Source organism: Arthrobacter sp. efr-133-R2A-63 (assembly GCF_030209795.1).
GTDB lineage: Bacteria > Actinomycetota > Actinomycetes > Actinomycetales > Micrococcaceae > Arthrobacter > Arthrobacter bambusae_A.
Map to the genome: position 1 here is coordinate 131,340 of NZ_JARVRG010000024.1, position 17,902 is coordinate 149,241.

General features: G+C 65.1%; 17 protein-coding genes. 11 read left to right on the plus strand and 6 right to left on the minus strand.

All coding sequences use genetic code 11. The features are described 5' to 3' along the window. Positions 1 to 118: 118 nt before the first annotated feature. The 4 genes from QRN45_RS13265 to QRN45_RS13280 form a co-directional block, all read right to left on the minus strand. Positions 119 to 706 carry a hypothetical protein gene (locus QRN45_RS13265; protein WP_241708738.1) on the minus strand — a complete coding sequence of 196 codons (588 nt, stop codon included), beginning with the start codon at positions 704 to 706 and terminating at the stop codon, positions 119 to 121. 28 nt (positions 707 to 734) lie between these two features. Continuing rightward, the gene (locus tag QRN45_RS13270; protein WP_078105726.1) at positions 735 to 1,148 is read right to left on the minus strand and encodes a DUF4383 domain-containing protein; all 414 of its coding nucleotides are present in this window, start codon (positions 1,146 to 1,148) and stop codon (positions 735 to 737) included. 128 nt (positions 1,149 to 1,276) lie between these two features. Then, positions 1,277 to 2,017 (minus strand): hypothetical protein, encoded by a 741-nt coding sequence (locus tag QRN45_RS13275; RefSeq protein WP_284763669.1) that lies wholly within the window; start codon positions 2,015 to 2,017, stop codon positions 1,277 to 1,279. A gap of 125 nt (positions 2,018 to 2,142) precedes the next feature. Next, on the minus strand, positions 2,143 to 2,628 hold the full coding sequence (locus QRN45_RS13280) for an Lrp/AsnC family transcriptional regulator (RefSeq protein WP_078105724.1): 486 nt from the start codon (positions 2,626 to 2,628) through the stop codon (positions 2,143 to 2,145). A gap of 195 nt (positions 2,629 to 2,823) precedes the next feature. On the opposite strand from QRN45_RS13280, the gene pdhA reads away from it, so the two are divergent. From pdhA to QRN45_RS13295, 3 genes are read left to right on the plus strand one after another with little or no spacing between them, the layout of a single operon-like run. Continuing rightward, positions 2,824 to 3,990 (plus strand): pyruvate dehydrogenase (acetyl-transferring) E1 component subunit alpha, encoded by a 1,167-nt coding sequence (gene pdhA, locus QRN45_RS13285; protein ID WP_372489655.1) that lies wholly within the window; start codon positions 2,824 to 2,826, stop codon positions 3,988 to 3,990. Next, complete coding sequence (locus QRN45_RS13290; RefSeq protein ID WP_078105722.1) at positions 3,990 to 5,000, plus strand: alpha-ketoacid dehydrogenase subunit beta; 1,011 nt, start codon at positions 3,990 to 3,992, stop codon at positions 4,998 to 5,000. The genes pdhA and QRN45_RS13290 overlap by 1 nt, the downstream gene beginning before the upstream one ends. Further along, positions 4,997 to 6,460: a dihydrolipoamide acetyltransferase family protein gene (locus tag QRN45_RS13295; protein WP_284763671.1), complete on the plus strand. Its 1,464-nt coding sequence runs from the start codon at positions 4,997 to 4,999 to the stop codon at positions 6,458 to 6,460. Before QRN45_RS13290 ends, QRN45_RS13295 begins: the two co-directional genes overlap by 4 nt. Positions 6,461 to 6,554: 94 nt before the next feature. On the opposite strand, the gene QRN45_RS13300 is transcribed toward QRN45_RS13295, so the two are convergent. Next, positions 6,555 to 7,208, minus strand: a complete 654-nt coding sequence (locus tag QRN45_RS13300; RefSeq protein ID WP_078105720.1) for an SACE_7040 family transcriptional regulator — start codon at positions 7,206 to 7,208, stop codon at positions 6,555 to 6,557. 151 nt (positions 7,209 to 7,359) lie between these two features. On the opposite strand from QRN45_RS13300, the gene QRN45_RS13305 reads away from it, so the two are divergent. From QRN45_RS13305 to QRN45_RS13335, 7 genes are read left to right on the plus strand one after another with little or no spacing between them, the layout of a single operon-like run. Continuing rightward, positions 7,360 to 8,967 (plus strand): carboxyl transferase domain-containing protein, encoded by a 1,608-nt coding sequence (locus QRN45_RS13305; RefSeq protein ID WP_284763672.1) that lies wholly within the window; start codon positions 7,360 to 7,362, stop codon positions 8,965 to 8,967. A gap of 4 nt (positions 8,968 to 8,971) precedes the next feature. Next, complete coding sequence (locus tag QRN45_RS13310; protein ID WP_284763673.1) at positions 8,972 to 11,143, plus strand: acetyl/propionyl/methylcrotonyl-CoA carboxylase subunit alpha; 2,172 nt, start codon at positions 8,972 to 8,974, stop codon at positions 11,141 to 11,143. 2 nt (positions 11,144 to 11,145) lie between these two features. Further along, on the plus strand, positions 11,146 to 12,309 hold the full coding sequence (locus QRN45_RS13315) for an acyl-CoA dehydrogenase family protein (RefSeq protein ID WP_284763674.1): 1,164 nt from the start codon (positions 11,146 to 11,148) through the stop codon (positions 12,307 to 12,309). Between the two features lie 19 nt (positions 12,310 to 12,328). Continuing rightward, complete coding sequence (locus tag QRN45_RS13320) at positions 12,329 to 13,096, plus strand: CoA transferase subunit A (RefSeq protein ID WP_264637642.1); 768 nt, start codon at positions 12,329 to 12,331, stop codon at positions 13,094 to 13,096. A 2-nt stretch (positions 13,097 to 13,098) separates the two neighbouring features. Beyond that, on the plus strand, positions 13,099 to 13,851 hold the full coding sequence (locus QRN45_RS13325; protein ID WP_284763675.1) for a CoA transferase subunit B: 753 nt from the start codon (positions 13,099 to 13,101) through the stop codon (positions 13,849 to 13,851). After that, positions 13,848 to 14,381 carry a MaoC family dehydratase gene (locus QRN45_RS13330; RefSeq protein WP_241708752.1) on the plus strand — a complete coding sequence of 178 codons (534 nt, stop codon included), beginning with the start codon at positions 13,848 to 13,850 and terminating at the stop codon, positions 14,379 to 14,381. The genes QRN45_RS13325 and QRN45_RS13330 overlap by 4 nt, the downstream gene beginning before the upstream one ends. Next, positions 14,378 to 15,214 carry an HpcH/HpaI aldolase/citrate lyase family protein gene (locus QRN45_RS13335; protein WP_284763676.1) on the plus strand — a complete coding sequence of 279 codons (837 nt, stop codon included), beginning with the start codon at positions 14,378 to 14,380 and terminating at the stop codon, positions 15,212 to 15,214. Before QRN45_RS13330 ends, QRN45_RS13335 begins: the two co-directional genes overlap by 4 nt. Before the next feature lie 4 nt (positions 15,215 to 15,218). Here QRN45_RS13335 and QRN45_RS13340 read toward each other — a convergent pair whose 3' ends face one another. Next, complete coding sequence (locus QRN45_RS13340) at positions 15,219 to 16,679, minus strand: lipase maturation factor family protein (RefSeq protein WP_284763677.1); 1,461 nt, start codon at positions 16,677 to 16,679, stop codon at positions 15,219 to 15,221. Positions 16,680 to 16,717: 38 nt separating this feature from the next. On the opposite strand from QRN45_RS13340, the gene dxr reads away from it, so the two are divergent. Then, the gene (gene dxr, locus QRN45_RS13345; protein WP_284763678.1) at positions 16,718 to 17,902 is read left to right on the plus strand and encodes a 1-deoxy-D-xylulose-5-phosphate reductoisomerase; all 1,185 of its coding nucleotides are present in this window, start codon (positions 16,718 to 16,720) and stop codon (positions 17,900 to 17,902) included.

Here is a 17,902-nt window from a genome sequence, read left to right on the forward strand (position 1 = left end):
CCAAGCTCCGGCCCACCCGGGAATCGGGGCGGTACCGCTTTAAGCAGCAATCCCTCCCACACTCGGTGTGGGAGGGATTGCTGCTTCCGCCTGGGCGGAAGGTCTTTGTGGTTAAGGCTTAGTGGTTATGGACGCCCGGCAGGGAGTGCTCTCCGTGCGGGACGGCATGCGCTCCGGCCACCGAGGCGGCGAGCCCCGGCGTCGTAATTGCTGCGACGACGACGGCGGCAGCGAAGGCGGCTCCCAAGAGCGCACCGGCACGTGGGGGAGCCGAAACGGTTCCCCCGACGTCGTCGCGAAACCTGCGGGCGAGCCAGGCGGAGGATCCCAACGCCATCAGGACCAGGAAAAGAGCCGCCAGATGCCCGCCGTCGAGCACCCTTTGGGCCATGCCGGCAACCAGGAATCCGACGTGGACCAGCACGGCCGCGAGGAGGCCTGCGGTTGTTGGCTTACGGAACCGGAGCCGCCCCTTTTGGAGGCTGGCAATCGAGCTTGCGATCAGCGCCAGGCCCCAGACCACGAAGAGGCCGCCCGCCCACACCAGGGGTCCCCGGCCCAAGATGTAGCTCGAGGCGATGGAAAGCTCGACGAGGCCCGCGCCCATTCCCGCAAAGCACGAGAACAAGGTGAGGGAGGCCCCAAGGGTGGGTCCCACGGACGTCGTTGGCTGAGCTGACACGGGGGTCGCAGCTTGAGCAGACACGGACGGCTCCTTCCGGGTTTCGAGGTGTTTAGACGTGGGCCCTGGCGGTGGTGGCCGGAACCTTGTCCTGCGAGAGGCCGATGCCGAGAAGAACCACAGCGCTGGCAAGGTGCAGGACGTTGTCTGCGCCGTTAAGGGCAATGATGTTCAGTGCGGAGCCCACGAGGAACAGTCCGAGGATGCCGACAAGCAAGTAGACGGCGCCGACGGTGGTATTGACGGTCTTGGACAGAACGGTGCTATTCATGCCCGAGTAGAGGAGGGCCGCGCCAATGGCGAGGTGGATGATGTTGTGCAGGGGGTTTACCGCAAAGATGATCAGATTGGCACCCTCGGTTGCGAAGAATCCAATTCCCGAGGTGACGAAGAATCCAACGACACCCACGAGCAGGTAGACGGCGCCAAAGATGGTGGCGATCAGGCGGTTGGGCGAAGTGCGCATGGTCCAAACCTTCCGGTATGGCCGGGGTTGTCTCCGGCCTGTGTTCGAAACCCCGGACGGGGCTCTCAACCAGATATTCGGACTCCCCGGCACTATGGATGGGTCGGATGGGATGAATTTTTTCGGAGTTATCCCTGCGGCTGGAGACGGATGGCGTCCATTTTCAAATCATTGCCTTCAAAGTTGTACCTGAAGTCAAGGGTTTTGCCTTGGCACTGCAGGGTTCCAACAACGTCGGCCGTGTTGTTGCCGTTGAATGAACCGACGTTCACGGAGTCGTAATGGGGCCTGCAGGTGTTGTCCAGTCCGAGACCCGCAATGCCGGCCATGAACTTGTCCTTCGTCAGGCTTCGGGTGAGCACGGGGTTCATGTACTGGTCGTACGCCTGGGAGCTTTGGCCGTTCACGATCAGGCGGGTGAAGTCGTCGGAGACGGCCTGGGCCCTGTTCGTGGCACTTCCCACCACGTTGACCAGAACGACGACCCCCACGATGACAAGGGCGACGAACGCGGCCGCCGCTCCGAGAATGATCCAGAGGAGCTTTCGGTTCTTCGCAGGCGGCGGGACGGGCATCCCGTAGGGGTGGGGAGGGTACGCCCCGTGCCCTGGAGGGGAGTAGGCGCCGGAGTACTGCCCGGGAGCGGGGTACTGCGCCGGCGGGGTGAACTGGCCCGGAGCCGGATACTGGCCCGGCGGTGTGAACTGGCCCGGCGGTGTGAACTGGCTTGGCCGGCCGTAAGGGGCGGGGTATTGACCGGTTGGGCCGTCAGGCGGCGTGTTGCCGTGCCGCGGTGCTTCGCCTCCCGACGCCGGCGGGACGGCCCGAGGGTCCTGGTCAGGCTGCAGCGGTACTTGCGGGGTGCTCACGGGTGGTTCCCCTTCCCGGCGACCAGGCCTGCGCCGCCAACCGGACAGAAGCCGCCAGCCGGCCCCCTAGGCGTCCACCTGCATCAAATCGCACATTCCAGCGAGGAGCAAGGGGATTCAAGGGCTCAGCCCGTGCGGAGCGCCTTCTTGGTATTCCGGTTCAACAACGGCTGCACTCGGAAAGGAATCAATTCGCCCATGGACATGGCAGTGTCCGTTCGTTCCACTCCGTCGCACGCAAGGATCTTGCCGTTGATCCGGAACAGATCCTCGGCGTCGAGCGCCACCACCCGCAGCAGCAGGTCAGCCGAACCGGTCAGTCCGTACCCCTCCAGGATTTCCGGGATTTCGGCGAGGTCCAAGGCAAGCTGCCCAAGCTTCTGCTGCTGCACATGCACCGAGATGAACGCCATGAGCGGGTAGCCGAGGGCTGCCGGGTTGATGCGCCGTTCGAAGGAAAGGAACGCATGCTTCTTTTCCAGCTGGGCCATCCGCGCCTGGACCGTATTCCGGGAAAGTCCCAGCTTCTGCGCCAAGGCCACCACCGTGCCGCGGGGATCCTTCGCCATGGCCGAAAGCAGGCGTGTGTCGGTGCCATCTAAAGCTTGCATAATGCGCAACGTTAGCACGGTGCCTACCATTCAGATAGGGCAGAATGCGCAGGATTTTCAACGGTGGTTGTACCCAATGAGCATTGTGAGTAGGGTCACAATTAATCCAGGCGACGACGCCCGGATGCTGGCCCGCGGGTGGATCACAAGTCCCTCCAAAGGCCTGCGAGCACGAGCTGAAAGGTGCGATCAACTGTGTTGACGGACGAACCCGGCCAGGACGCCTACAAGGTGCCGAATCCCGGAATCAGTGCAGCAAGCCCGCGTCGGACCGGCGGGGATCTGGTCCAACTGATTTCCCCGGAAGGGGAACGCATCAGCCACCCGGAGTTCGATCTCTGGGTCAGCGATGTCACGGACGAGCAACTGTGCTCGCTGTACGAGGACATGATGGTCATCCGCCGTATCGACGCCGAGGCCACGGCCTTGCAGCGTCAGGGTGAGCTGGCCCTGTGGCCGCCACTGCTGGGCCAGGAAGCCTCCCAGATCGGTTCCGGCAGGGCCCTCAGGGACGACGACTTTGTCTTCCCCAGCTATCGGGACAACGGCGTTGCCTACTGCCGCGGCGTGGAGCCAACGGATTTGGTCCGCGCGTGGCGCGGCAACGCTTCGGCCGGTTGGGACCCGTACCGCCACAACATCGCCACCCAACAGATCATCATCGGCTCGCAATCGCTGCACGCAACCGGCTACGCGATGGGCATCCAGTACGACGGAGCGGACTCCGTGGCAGTTTCCTACTTCGGCGATGGCGCCACGAGCGAGGGCGATGTCAACGAGGCCATGGTCTTCGCGGCGAGCTTCCAGGTACCCGTGGTCTTCATCTGCCAGAACAACCACTGGGCCATCTCGGAACCCGTCCGGATTCAGTCCCACATCCAGATCGCCGACCGTGCTTCGGGCTTCGGAATCCCCAGCATGCGGGTCGACGGGAACGACGTCCTGGCTGTCCTGGCTGCCACGCGCATTGCGTTGGACCGGGCCCGCAACGGCGGCGGACCGACCTTCATCGAAGCGGTGACCTATCGCATGGGCCCGCACACGACGGCGGATGATCCCACCCGTTACCGCGACGCCAATGAACTTGAAGACTGGGCAGCCAAGGACCCGATCACCCGGCTCAAGGCGCTCCTTCGGACCAAGGGACTCCTGACGGAAGAGGTCGAAGCCAAGACCCAGGCCAAAGCGGACGAGGTGGCCAGGGACCTGCGGGCAGGAGTCATCAACATGCCCGATCCCGCGCCCCTTGATCTTTTCAAGCACGTCTACAGCACGCCCAACTCCTGGATCGAACGCCAGAAGGACCACTACTCCCGCTATCTGGAAAGCTTCAGCGGATCAACCCAGGAAGGTGCCCTCTGATGAGCAAGCTGACCTTCGCCCGCGCCATCAACGCCGGCCTGCGCAAGTCCCTCGAAAACGATCCCAAAGTTGTCCTCATGGGTGAGGACATCGGAGCGCTCGGCGGCGTTTTCCGTGTGACCGACGGCCTCCAGAAAGACTTCGGCAAACACCGGGTGGTTGATACTCCCTTGGCCGAATCCGCGATTATCGGCACCGCCGTCGGACTGGCCTACCGCGGCTACCGGCCGGTCTGCGAAATCCAATTCGATGGCTTCATCTACCCGGCATTCGACCAGATCGTCAGCCAAGTAGCCAAGATGCATTACAGGACCCAGGGCCGCGTCAAGATGCCCATCACCATCCGGGTTCCCTTCGGCGGCGGAATCGGTTCGCCCGAGCACCACTCCGAGTCCCCGGAAGCCTACTTCACGCACACCTCGGGACTCCGCGTCATCAGCGTCTCCAACCCGCAGGACGCGTACACCATGATCCAGCAGGCCATCGCCTCGGACGACCCGGTGCTCTACTTCGAACCCAAGCGCCGCTACCACGACAAGGGAGAAGTGGACGAGACGGCGGAGCTTTCCACGGCGCTGTCCATGGAGAAGGCAAGGGTGGTCACTCCAGGCAGCGACGTCACTTTGGTGACGTACGGACCGCTCGTGAAGACCGCGAACGACGCCGCCATGGCCGCCGCCGACGAAGGAGTCTCCGTGGAGGTCATCGACCTGCGCTCGCTTGCTCCGATCGACTTCCCGGCGGTGGAGGCATCCGTCCGCAAGACCGGCAGGCTCGTCATCACGCATGAGGCTGCGCAGTCCGGCGGGCTCGGCGCCGAAATCGCCGCCAGCATCACGGAGCGTTGCTTCAACTACCTTGAAGCGGCGCCGGTCCGGATCACCGGGTTCGACATCCCGTACCCGTACTCAAAGCTCGAGATGCACCACCTGCCGGACCTGGACAGGATCCTTGACGGTGTGGACCGCGCACTCGGCCGCGGCAACTCCCTGAGCGGGCTGGAAGGATGAGCGCCACCATGATCAAGGAATTCAGGCTGCCCGACCTCGGCGAAGGACTCACCGAGTCGGAAATTCTCAGCTGGAAGGTCGCGGTGGGGGACACCGTGACGTTGAACCAGGTCATTGCCGAGGTCGAGACGGCGAAGGCCGTAGTTGAGTTGCCTTCGCCCTTCGCCGGAACCGTCGCCGCCTTGCACGAACAGGCCGGTTCCGTTGTGGAGGTCGGCAAGCCGATCGTCTCCTTTGAGGTCGACGACGCCGGAGCCTCACCTTCCGGTGCTAGCGGTTCCGACGCGGGAGCTTCCCCCGGGGACGCCCCGAGCCCGGCGGAGAGCGCGGCCAAGCGCGAGCCGAACCTCGTGGGCTACGGTGCCGTCGTCGAAAAGTCCGGACGCCCCGCCCGACGCCAGCGGAGCTTTGACGCAGGCGCCACCGAACGCGAGCCAGTCCGGGAGCCCATTCCCGCCGTCGCGCCCGTTCCCGCCGTCGCGCCCGTTCCCGCCGTCGCGCCCGTTTCCACCGTCGAAACTACGGCACCGCCAGCGGTTGCAAGCGAGACTGCAGCGGAGCAGGAGCGTCCACGGTCCACGCCTCCGGTCCGCAAGCTGGCGAGGGATCTCGGAATCGACCTCGAGCTGGTCAAAGGAACCGGACCGGGAGGCCTGATCACCCGTTCGGACGTCCAGGACTTCGCTTCCGGGTCCGAGGCGCAGGTTTCGGCTCCCGAGGTCGCCCCCGCCGCTGTGTCCGCCGTCGGGGTTTCAACTGAACGCGAGACCCGCACGCCCATCAAGGGAGTCCGGAAATTCACGGCAGCCGCCATGGTGCAAAGCGCCTTCACGGCGCCGCACGTTACGGAGTTCCTGACCGTGGACGTCACTCCGACCATGGAACTGCTGACGCGGCTCAAGGCCAGCCGCGAATTTGCCGGCTACAAGCTCACGCCGCTGACCATCGCGGCCAAGGCAGTGTTGATTGCCCTCCGCAGGAATCCGAGCCTGAACTCGCGCTGGGACGAAGGCGCACAGGAGATCGTGCAGTTCAACTACGTCAACCTGGGTATCGCCGCCGCCACGCCGCGGGGCCTGACTGTTCCCAATATCAAAGACGCGGACCGGATGACGCTGCTGGAACTGTCCACGGCGTTGTCGGCTCTCACGGACACGGCGCGTTCGGGCAAGACCTCCCCGGCAGACCTGACGGGCGGGACTATCTCGATCACGAACATCGGCGTGTTCGGGATCGACGCCGGCACCCCCATCTTGAACCCGGGCGAGGCTGCCATCGTCGCGCTCGGATCGGTGCGCAAGGCCCCGTGGGTGCACAACGACGAGCTCGCAGTCCGCCAGGTCATGTCCCTGAGCCTGTCCTTCGACCACCGGCTGGTGGACGGCGAACAGGGCTCGAAGTTCCTGGCCGACCTGGGCGCGATCCTGTCCGACCCTGCCACCGTCATGACGATGATCTAGCGGTTCCCCGGCCCAACTAACTCGCAGTTGTTGTCGTTTTGAAGGCTCAGAACGACAACAACTGCGAGCCAGTTGGGGCCTGGCAGGCGGGAGGTTAGCGCGCCGTCAGGGCCGCGAGGGCCATGCGTTCGAGGATGGGCCTCGCGGTTTTGACCGCCATGCGTCGTCCATGGTGCCGGACCGAGTGCGGTGTCGAGTTGATGAGGCCGAAGGCGGCGTGGGCGCGGACCCGGAGTTCGGCGGGATCGGTTTCCGGATGAAGTTCGCCAAGCACACCCACCCACAGTTCCACGTAATTGCGCTGCAGTGTGCGGACTTCGGCCTGGTCGGCGTTGCTGAGGTTGCTGAAGTCGCGGTCCTGGACCCGGATGACATCGGGATTGCTGAGGGCGAAGTCCACATGGAACTCCACCAGTCCGTGCAACGCGGCTTCGGCGTCAGGGGCCTCGGACGCCACGGTGCGTCCGCCGTCGAGCAGGTTCCGGCTCACGCTCAACAGCAACTCGGCCAGTACGGCTTGTTTTCCCGGGAAATGCCGGTACACGGCAGGACCGCTGACTCCAGCCGCTGCACCCAGGTCCTCAAGGGACACGCGGTTGAAACCGTCGGCGGCGAACAACCCGGCTGCGGCGGTCAGGAGGGCCTTGCGCCGTGTTTCCTTGGCCTGGCTTCTTTGGGTCGGGCTCTCTTGCTTGGGGCTCCGCGGGGTAGGGCCGTCCTGCTGGGAGCTCCGTTGGAAGGTGACCACAATTCCTCCTTTTGCACGCGTCCACTTCGGCGCCGGCACCGGGGTGGCCCGGTGCGGAGGTGATGGACAACACAGTTAATAGAGACTAACCTAAATTCCAGTTATGCGGTACTAACTGAGATGGCCCATGGGCCGGGATGGGACACAGTCGATGGAGACACTCGCCAGCCAGCTGGATACCAGCAGCGACCAGTTCGCGGCCAACGCGGAAGCGCAGCTGTCCCTGGTACACGAGCTGAAGAAGCGCCTTGCCGTGGCCGCGCTCGGCGGCCCGGAGAAGTCGCGCGAGCGGCACATTTCCCGGGGCAAGCTGTTGCCGCGCGAGCGCATCAACTACTTGTTGGACGAAGGAAGCCCTTTCCTGGAGATCGCCCCCTTGGCGGCCAACGGGATGTACAACGATGACTCGCCGGGCGCCGGCGTGATCGCGGGCATCGGCTTGGTCCACGGCCGCCAGGTGATGGTGGTTTCCAACGACGCCACGGTCAAGGGCGGAACGTATTACCCGATGACGGTGAAGAAGCACCTCCGGGCCCAGGAAATCGCCCTGGAAAACAAGCTGCCATGCGTCTACCTCGTGGATTCCGGGGGAGCGTTCCTGCCGAAGCAGGACGAGGTGTTCCCGGATAGAGAGCACTTTGGCCGGATCTTCTTCAACCAGGCGAAGATGTCCGCGGCAAAGATCCCGCAGATCGCGTCCGTCATGGGATCCTGCACCGCCGGCGGCGCCTACGTTCCCGCCATGAGCGACGAAACCGTCATTGTCCGCAACCAAGGCACCATCTTCCTGGGCGGGCCGCCCCTTGTGAAGGCCGCCATCGGTGAAATCGTTACGGCCGAGGAACTCGGAGGCGGCGACGTCCACTCGCGGATTTCCGGCGTGACGGACCACCTCGCCGAAAACGACGAGCATGCCCTGCAGATCGTCCGCGACATCGTCGCCACCCTGCCCCAGCCGGCGGCCCCGGCATGGGACGTGGACGCCGCCGTCGAACCCGTGGTGGACCCGGCCGAGATCTATGGTGCCGTTCCCACGGACGTCAACGCCCAGTACGACGTCCACGAAGTCATCGCCCGCCTGGTGGACGGCTCCAGGTTCCATGAGTTCAAGAGGAACTACGGCACCACCCTGGTGACTGGATTCGCGAAGCTCCATGGCCACCCCGTGGGTATCGTCGCCAACAACGGTGTGCTGTTCAGCGAGTCCGCCCTCAAGGGCGCGCACTTCATCGAGTTGTGCGACCAGCGCGGCATCCCGCTGGTCTTCCTGCAAAACCTCTCCGGCTTCATGGTGGGCAAGGACTACGAGCACGGCGGCATCGCCAAGAACGGCGCCAAGATGGTCACCGCCGTGGCTACCGCCCGCGTGCCCAAGCTGACCGTGGTAATCGGAGGTTCCTTCGGCGCCGGAAACTACTCCATGTGCGGCCGGGCCTACTCGCCGCGCTTCCTCTGGATGTGGCCGGCCAGCAGGATTTCGGTCATGGGCGGGAACCAGGCCTCCAGCGTGCTGGCCACCGTCAAGCGCGACCAGTACGAGGCCCGCGGCGAGGAATGGTCCGCCGAGGACGAAGAAGCCTTCAAAGCCCCCATCAAGCAGCAGTACGAGGACCAAGGCAGCCCCTACTACTCCACCGCCCGGCTCTGGGACGACGGCATCATCGACCCCGCAGACACCCGGCGCATCCTGGGCATGGCCCTCGATACCGTCTCCCGCCAATCCCTGCCGGAAACCTCCTTCGGCCTCTTCCGGATGTGACCCCATGACAATCAACTCCTTCGACACCGTACTTGTCGCCAACCGCGGCGAGATCGCCTGCCGCGTCATCCGTACCCTCAAGGCCATGGGCATCCGTTCGGTGGCGGTCTATTCAGACGCCGACGCCGGAGCCCGCCACGTGCGCGAAGCCGATGCTGCCGTCCGGATCGGTACTGCTGCGGCAGCTGACAGCTACCTCCGGATCGACGCGATCATCGAGGCCTGCCTGCAAAGCGGCGCGCAAGCCGTCCACCCCGGCTACGGATTCCTCGCCGAGAACGTGGAGTTCGCCAAGGCCCTGGACGCTGCCGGCATCGCGTTCATCGGCCCCGGCATCGACGCCATCGAAATCATGGGCGACAAGATCCGTTCCAAGAACCACGTCATGTCCTACGGCGTCCCCTGCGTTCCGGGGATCGCCGAACCCGGCCTGAGCGACGAGGAACTGATCGACGCGGCGCCCGGCGTCGGCTTCCCCCTGCTGATCAAGCCCTCGGCAGGAGGCGGCGGCAAAGGCATGCACATCGTGGAGCGGCTGGAGGACATGGCGGCGACCCTGCTGACGGCCCGCCGGGTGGCGGCGAGCGCCTTCGGCGATGACACCCTCTTCCTCGAGCGGCTCATCCAAACGCCCCGGCACATCGAAGTCCAGGTCCTCGCCGACAACCACGGCAACGTCATACACCTCGGCGAGCGCGAGTGTTCGCTCCAGCGCCGCCACCAAAAGGTGATCGAGGAAGCACCGTCCCCCTTGCTGGAGTCGCTCGCGAACGGCGCCGAGGTCCGGGCGCGGATCGGTGCGGCAGCCTGCCAGGCTGCCCGAAGCGTCAACTACAGCGGTGCGGGCACGGTGGAGTTCCTGGTCTCGGACGAGGATCCGGAGCACTTCTTCTTCATGGAGATGAACACCCGCCTCCAGGTGGAGCACCCGGTCACGGAGATGGTCACGGGCGTCGATCTGGTCGAATGGCAAGTGCGCGTCGCCGCAGGTGAGGTCCTCACGGTGGCGCAGTCCGACGTCGTGCTTGACGGCCACGCGGTGGAGGCACGCGTCTACGCGGAGGTTCCCGAACGCGGTTTCCTGCCGTCCATCGGCGAGATCGTGACGCTCCGGGAACGGGCAAGCAACGATCCGCACGTCCGCGTCGACTCGGCCATGCTTCCGGGACTGACCGTCACCGGCGATTACGATCCCATGCTCGCCAAGGTCATTGCGTGGGGACCGGACCGCAAGGCGGCGCTGGACACCCTCGACCACGCGCTGGGGGACTACGCGCTGCTGGGTGTGCACACGAACGTCGAGTACCTGCGGCTCCTGATCAACGACGACGACGTCCGCGCCGGACGCCTCGACACCGGCTTGATCGAGCGCAAACTGGACGGGTTGGAATTCCGTCAAGCGAGCGACGTCGAGTTGATCGCCGCCGCGCTGCTCAACCGGACAGAACTGCTCAACCGGACAGAACTGCTCAACCGGACAGAACTGCTCGGCCGCCCGGAACCGGCTCCTGCTGGAACGGCTGCACCCTGGAACACCGCCGACGGATGGCGCGTCGGCGCCCCCGCGCCGTGGAAGGCCACCATCGGACGTCCCGACGGCGGCCTGGCCACCGTGGGGCTGACGGTGAAAGGGCAGGGCTTCACGGCGCGGGTGGACGACGGCGTCGAGCATTCTGCCGCCCTGCGTCCGGGATCCGCGGGGCATGCGGTGCTGGTGCTCGACGGCGCCGAGCACCCCTTCGCGTACGGTTCACCGTCGCCGGTGGCCGGGACGCGCGAGCTCTGGCTCGGCAGCGACGGCTGGTCCTGCCGTTTGGAGATCCTGGACCGCGAGACCCGGATCCAACGCATCCTGGCGGTCATCCAGCGCGAAGAAAGCGCCGCGGATCCCGAAGTCCGGTCTCCCATGCCGGGAACCGTCGTCTCCGTTTCGGTGAACGACGGCGACCAGGTGGAAGCAGGCCAGGTACTCCTTTCCGTGGAGGCGATGAAGATGGAGCACCAACTGGTGGCCTCGGTGTCCGGCACCGTGCACCTCAGCAGCAAAACCGGGGACCTCGTGAAGGCAGATCAAGTCCTCGCCACCATCCACGTGTTGGCGGAACCCACCTCCGAAGCCGCATCGGAACCGGCCCCTGAACTTACAGCAGAAAACCAGAAAGACGAGGAAGTCTAGCCATGGCAAGTTTTGAACTCACCGAGGAATACCAGGACCTGAGCGACTCCGTCCGGGAATTCGCCGACGAGGTAGTGGCCCCCGTATCCACCAAGCACGACGAGGAACACAGCTTCCCGTACGAGGTCGTCAATCAGATGGGCGAGATGGGCCTTTTCGGCCTGCCCTTCCCTGAAGAGTTCGGCGGCATGGGCGGCGACTATTTCGCGCTCGCCCTCGCGCTGGAACAACTGGGCCGGGTGGACCAGTCCGTGGCCATCACCCTCGAGGCGGGCGTATCGCTCGGAGCCATGCCGGTGTACCGCTTCGGCACCCAGGAGCAGAAGGAACACTGGCTGCCCCGGCTCACCTCGGCCGAAGCGCTCGCAGGCTTCGGCCTGACCGAGCCGGAAGCCGGCTCGGACGCCGGAGGCACCAAGACGAACGCGCACCTCGAGGATGGCCGCTGGGTCATCAACGGCAATAAGGAGTTCATCACCAACTCCGGGACCGACATCACCAGGCTCGTCACCGTCACCGCCGTCACCGGGCAGCACGAACGCAACGACGGGAGCATCAAAAAGGAAATCTCCACCATCCTGATTCCCACCGACACGCCCGGTTTCACCGCCGAAAAGGCCTACAACAAGGTGGGCTGGAACGCCTCCGACACCCACCCGCTGACACTGAACAACGTGCGGGTGCCCGAAGAAAACCTGCTCGGTGTCCGGGGACGCGGCTACGCCAACTTCCTGTCCATCCTGGACGAAGGCCGCATCGCCATCGCCGCGCTCGCCACTGGCGCTGCCCAGGGCTGCGTCGATTTGTCGGTGAAATACGCCAAGGAACGCATGGCCTTCGGACAGAACATCGGCAAGTACCAGGCCATCCAGTTCAAGATCGCGCGCATGCAGGCACGGGCCCACACGGCACGCCTGGCCTACTACGATGCGGCCGCGAGGATGCTGGCAGGCAAGCCGTTCAAGACCGAAGCGGCCATCGCTAAGATGGTCGCAGGCGAGGCAGCCATGGACAACGCGCGGGACGCCACCCAGGTGTTCGGCGGCTATGGCTTCATCAACGAATTCACGGTGGCGCGCCACTACCGCGACTCCAAGATCCTGGAAGTCGGGGAAGGCACCACCGAGGTCCAGTTGATGCTCATCGCCCGCGAGCTGGGCCTTTAACCGTCAGGGAAGGTAAACGATGATTGACAAAGTTGTTGCCAGCGCCGCGGAAGCGGTGAAGGACATCCACGACGGCGCCTCTCTCGCCGTCGGCGGGTTCGGCTTGTGCGGTATCCCGGTGGCGCTGATCGATGCGCTCCACGATCAAGGCACCCGGGACCTTGAAACCGTCAGCAACAACTGCGGCGTGGACGACTGGGGCCTGGGCATCCTGCTGAGGGACGGGCGTATCCGCCGGACCATCAGCTCCTATGTCGGTGAGAACAAGGAGTTCGCACGCCAGTACCTCGCCGGTGAACTCGAGGTGGTCCTCACCCCGCAAGGTACTCTCGCCGAGAAACTGCGCGCCGGCGGCGCCGGCATCCCCGCGTTCTTCACCGCGGCCGGCGTCGGGACACAGGTGTCGGAGGGCGGACTCCCGCAAAAGTACGACGCCGACGGCAGCGTGGCGATCGCTTCCTCACCCAAGGAAGTGCGCACCTTCAACGGGGCGGACTATGTCCTGGAGGAATCCCTCACGCCCGATTTCGGACTGGTCCACGCCTGGAAGGGCGACCGCCACGGGAACCTTGTCTTCCACGCGACGGCCATGAACTTCAATCCACTCTGCGCCATGGCGGCACGGATCACCATCGCCGAGGTCGAAGAACTCGTGGAACCCGGCGAACTCGATCCGCAGCATATCCACACCCCGGGCATCTTCGTCCAGCGGGTCGTGGTGGCGCCGGACACCGAGAAGCGCATCGAGAAGCGGACGGTCGCGTTGACCCGACAGGCAGGAGCGTAGCCATGGAATCGAACATCACCCAGGATGTGCCGCCGCGTCCCGAGACGGTCAGGCACGAGTACCGCCGCGCCGGCGTCGAACACCACGAGGGCAAAGGCTGGACGCGGAACGAACTGGCCGCCCGCGTAGCCCGCGAACTGAGCAACGGGCAATACGTCAACCTCGGGATCGGCATGCCCACCCTGATTCCCAACTACATCCCCGAGGGCGTCGAAGTGATCCTGCATTCCGAGAACGGGATCCTGGGCGTGGGCCCCTATCCCGCCGACGATCAAGTGGATCCCGATCTGATCAACGCCGGCAAGGAAACGGTCACTGTCAACGCGGGTGCTGCGTTCTTCGACTCGGCAACGTCGTTCGGCATGATCCGTGGCGGCCATGTGGATGTCGCCGTGCTGGGCGCGATGGAGGTCGCGGCCAACGGGGACCTGGCCAACTGGATGGTGCCGGGCAAAATGGTCAAGGGCATGGGCGGCGCCATGGACCTGGTGTTCGGCGCGAAGCGGGTGATCGTGATGATGGAGCACGTGGACCGCAACGGCAAGCCCAAGATCGTCAAGGACTGCTCCTTGCCCGTCACGGGGAAGGGCTGCGTGGACCGGATCATCACCGACCTCGCCGTGATCGACGTCGTGTCCGAAGGCGGGGCATCGAGGCTCGTCCTGCGCGAATTGGCCCCGAATGTCTCCGCCGAGGACGTGGCCGCCGCGACCGGCGTCGAACTCTTCGAAGAGGACCAGGAGCTGACCGTATGACCAACGTCCCCGAATCCGGCGTCGCCGAACCCCGCATTGTCGAGCAGCGGGGCCTGTACTTCGACGAACTCGAGGAAGGCGTCGTGTACGCCCACCGGCCCGGGCGGACCGTCACGGAAACGGACAACGTCCTGTTCACCACGCTGACCATGAACACGCAAGCATTGCACCTGGACGCGGCGTGGAGCGCGAAGCAGCCTTTCGGCCAGAGGCTCATGAACTCGATGTTCACCTTGTCCACCATGGTGGGACAGTCCGTGACGCAACTGACCCAAGGCACCATCATTGCCCAACTGGGCCTCACGGACGTCTCATTCCCGCACCCGCTCTACCACGGTGACACCCTCTACACGGAGACTGTCATCACCGGGAAACGGGAGTCGTCGTCGCGTCCCGGGCAGGGCGTGGTGACCATGAAACACACCGGCCGCAACCAGGACGGGACGGTTGTGGCGCTGGCCACGCGGGCCTGCCTCATGTGGAGCCGGACCGCGCATCTGGAGGCACAACAGGGGACAATCAATACATGACCTTCACCATGGGCCCCGCTTTGCTTTTCTGCCCCGCCGACCGTCCGGAGCGGTTCCAAAAGGCCGCTGAGCGTTCCGACGCCGTCATCGTGGACCTCGAGGACGCCGTCGCCCCCGCAGACAAGAAGCGGGCGAGGGGCGCCATCCTCGCCCAGCTCGGCTCCGGCGGCGAGACGGCCGAACTCGACCCGAGCCGCACGATTGTGCGCGTCAATCCGGTCGGCACCGCGGACTTCGAGAAGGACCTGCACTGCCTCGCGCATACTCCCTACCGCACCGTCATGCTGGCGAAGGCCGAGACCGGTGAACAGCTGAAAGCACTCGAGGGATACCACGTCATCGCCCTCTGCGAGACGGCCGAAGGAATCGTCAACGCGGCTGAGATCGCCCAGGCCCCCAACGTCGTCGGACTCATGTGGGGCGCCGAGGACCTGATCGCCTCCATGGGCGGCACCTCCAGCCGCAAGGACGACGGCGGCTACCGTGCCGTCGCAATGCACTCGCGGTCCACGGTGCTGCTCGCGGCCAAGGCCGCAGGCAAGGAAGCGATCGACTCGGTCTACGTCGACATTCCCGATCTTGCCGGGCTGGCCGTCGAGTCGGCCGACGCCGTGGCCAGCGGGTTCGGTGCGAAGGCCTGCATCCACCCGAACCAGGTTGCCGTCGTCCGCGAAGCCTATGCGCCGTCGCCCGAGGCCGTCGCCGGGGCCCGGGACCTGCTTGACGCTGCGGCCGCGGCTGGAACGGGCGTGTTCCAATACAAAGGCAAAATGGTGGACGGTCCCGTCCTGAAACACGCCGAATCCACGTTGCGCAGGGCCCGGCTTTCCTGAAGCGCTATTGACCGCGCCGTCGTGACTTCGGCAGGGACAACGGAGCGATGACCTCGTAGAGCTCCATGCGGATCCAGCGCTGCCCAGTCTCGCGGAACTCGGCCCTCGTGGCGAAGCGGTACAGGAAGCTGCGCGCCCGCACCCAACGCGGCGGCGCGCCGTCGAACGGGTCCTGGCGCAACAAGCGCAAGGTGGGCGGATCGGCGTCGAGCAGTTTGCCGAGGAACGCGTAGAACCATTCCTCGTGCACCGTACGCAAGGGCAGGAACCACATCAGCCAGTCGAGGCGCAAGTGGTACGGCGCCCATTGCCGGGGGAGCCGGCGGACGTCGCCGGGCTTGCCCTTGAAGCCGTATTCGCGCCAATCCGCCTCGTCGACCGGAGCATCGGCCTGGGTGCCCTCCACCACGATTTCCACCCGGTGCCTTGTCACCGTGCCGAACGCCCCGTAGGTGTTGACCAATTGCCACCGGTTGAAGCTGGCGTTCATGAGCTGCCCCCGAGAGAGCAGGTTGCGGGCCGGCCAATAGCTGAGCACCACGAGGAGCACCGTCACCGCGAGGACGACGGCGAGCCACCACACCGGGGCCTGAGCCGTGGCCGGGTACCGCTGTCGCGGTATGAAAGGCAGCACGGCGTGGGCCTCCCGGTCGCCCACCGCAGCGAAGGCGAGCACGATCGCGGACCAATTGAGCCACGCGAAGTTTCCACTCCCCACAAGCCAAAGCTGCGTGAAGACGACAATTCCGGCAGCAATGGTGGCCAGCGGCTGCGGGGCGAACAGGAAGAACGGCACCACCAGCTGGGCGAAGTGGTTGCCGAGCACTTCCATCCGGTGCATCGGCTTGGGCAACAGATGCGCTTGGCGGCTCAATGGCCCCGGCATGGGCTGCGTCTCGTGGTGGTAGTACAGGGCGGTTAAATCACGCCACTCGCTTCCGCCGTGGATCTTGATCATGCCCGCGCCGAATTCGAGCCTGAACAGCAGCCACACGAGCAGGACGAGGATGGTTCTCGGCGGGGGAACCTGATCCGAACCGAGGAAGCCCACAGTGAAGCCCATCTCCAACAGCAGCATCTCCCAGCCGAAGCCGTAGAAGGTCTGTCCGACGTTGACGATCGACATGTAGAGCAACCACAACGCCAGGAACGCCGCCAAGGGAAGCCATGGCGGGCCCAGCTGCGGCAACCCGCCCACGAGGGTCAAGGACACGGCTAGCCCGGCAGCGCACACGGCCCGGAGCAACGCGTCCGAATACTTCCAACGGAACAGGCTGGGCCTGCGCAAGACCCTGTGGACGTCTACGTACCTCGGAACAGGCAGGAGCCCGTGCTCCCCGAGGAGCGCGGGAAACTGGTTGAGGCTGGACAGGAACGCGATGAAATACAGCGCGGCCGTGCCGCGCTGTAGCACCTGCCGGGCGAATTCATAGTCCGGCGCCTCGAACCACGAGACCCAGTCCACAAACCAACGCTACGCCTGGGGTGCGGGATACTTAAGCAATGCAGCCGCGCAAGATCATCCTCCTCGGGTCCACTGGTTCCATCGGCACTCAAGCGATTGACGTCGTCGACGCCGCCCCGCATCTCTTCGAGGTCGTGGCGCTGAGCGCGGGCGGCGGGAACCTTGAACTCATCGCGCGGCAGGCTGTCCACACCAAGGCCCAGGCAGTCGGCATTGCCTACGGCGATCCCCATGAACTCCGGAGACTCATCGGCCCTGCGGCCTCTGCCGCCGGACTCCGGAACTACGATCCGGCGATCATCACGGGGCCGGATGCGTCCACCAAGATTGCCGCGATCGAAGCGGACGTCGTACTCAACGGCATCACAGGATCGATCGGCCTGGCGCCCACGCTGGCAGCCCTCAAGTCCGGCGCGATCCTGGCCCTGGCGAACAAGGAATCCCTGATCGTCGGCGGCGCACTGGTGAAGGCCGCGGCCGCCGTCGACCAGATCGTGCCCGTGGATTCGGAGCACTCCGCCATCGCCCAATGCCTGCGGGCGGGAACCGACAAAGAGGTCGAGAAAATCATCCTGACGGCGTCCGGCGGACCTTTCCGGGGCCGTAGCCGCGAGCAACTCCGCGACGTCACCCCGGCCGAGGCCCTTGCCCACCCCACGTGGGACATGGGCCTGATGGTCACCACCAACTCGGCAAGCCTGGTCAACAAGGGGCTGGAGGTCATCGAAGCCCACTTGCTCTTCGACGTCCCCTTGGACAGGATCGACGTCGTGGTGCACCCGCAATCCGTGGTGCATTCCATGGTGGAATTCGTGGACGGCTCCATCATTGCCCAGGCTTCTCCGCCGGACATGCGCCTCCCCATCGCCCTCGGACTCGGGTGGCCGGACCGCGTGCCCCGCGCCGCAAAGCCCTGCGACTGGAGCCAGGCCACGAGTTGGACGTTCGAGCCCCTCGACTCGGTAGCCTTCCCGGCGGTGGAACTGGCCAAGGACGCAGCGAAGCAGGGGAGCACGTTCCCGGCGGTCTTCAACGCGGCCAACGAGGAAGCGGTGGAGGCCTTCCACGCCGGCAGGATCCGGTTCACCGACATCGTGGACACGGTGGAGTCCGTCCTCAGCGAACATTCAGGATCCTTGGAGCTGACAGTGGACTCCGTGTTGGATGCTGAGAGGTGGGCACGCACGCGCACCCACGATCGTTTAGCCAACAGCACCCTTTAG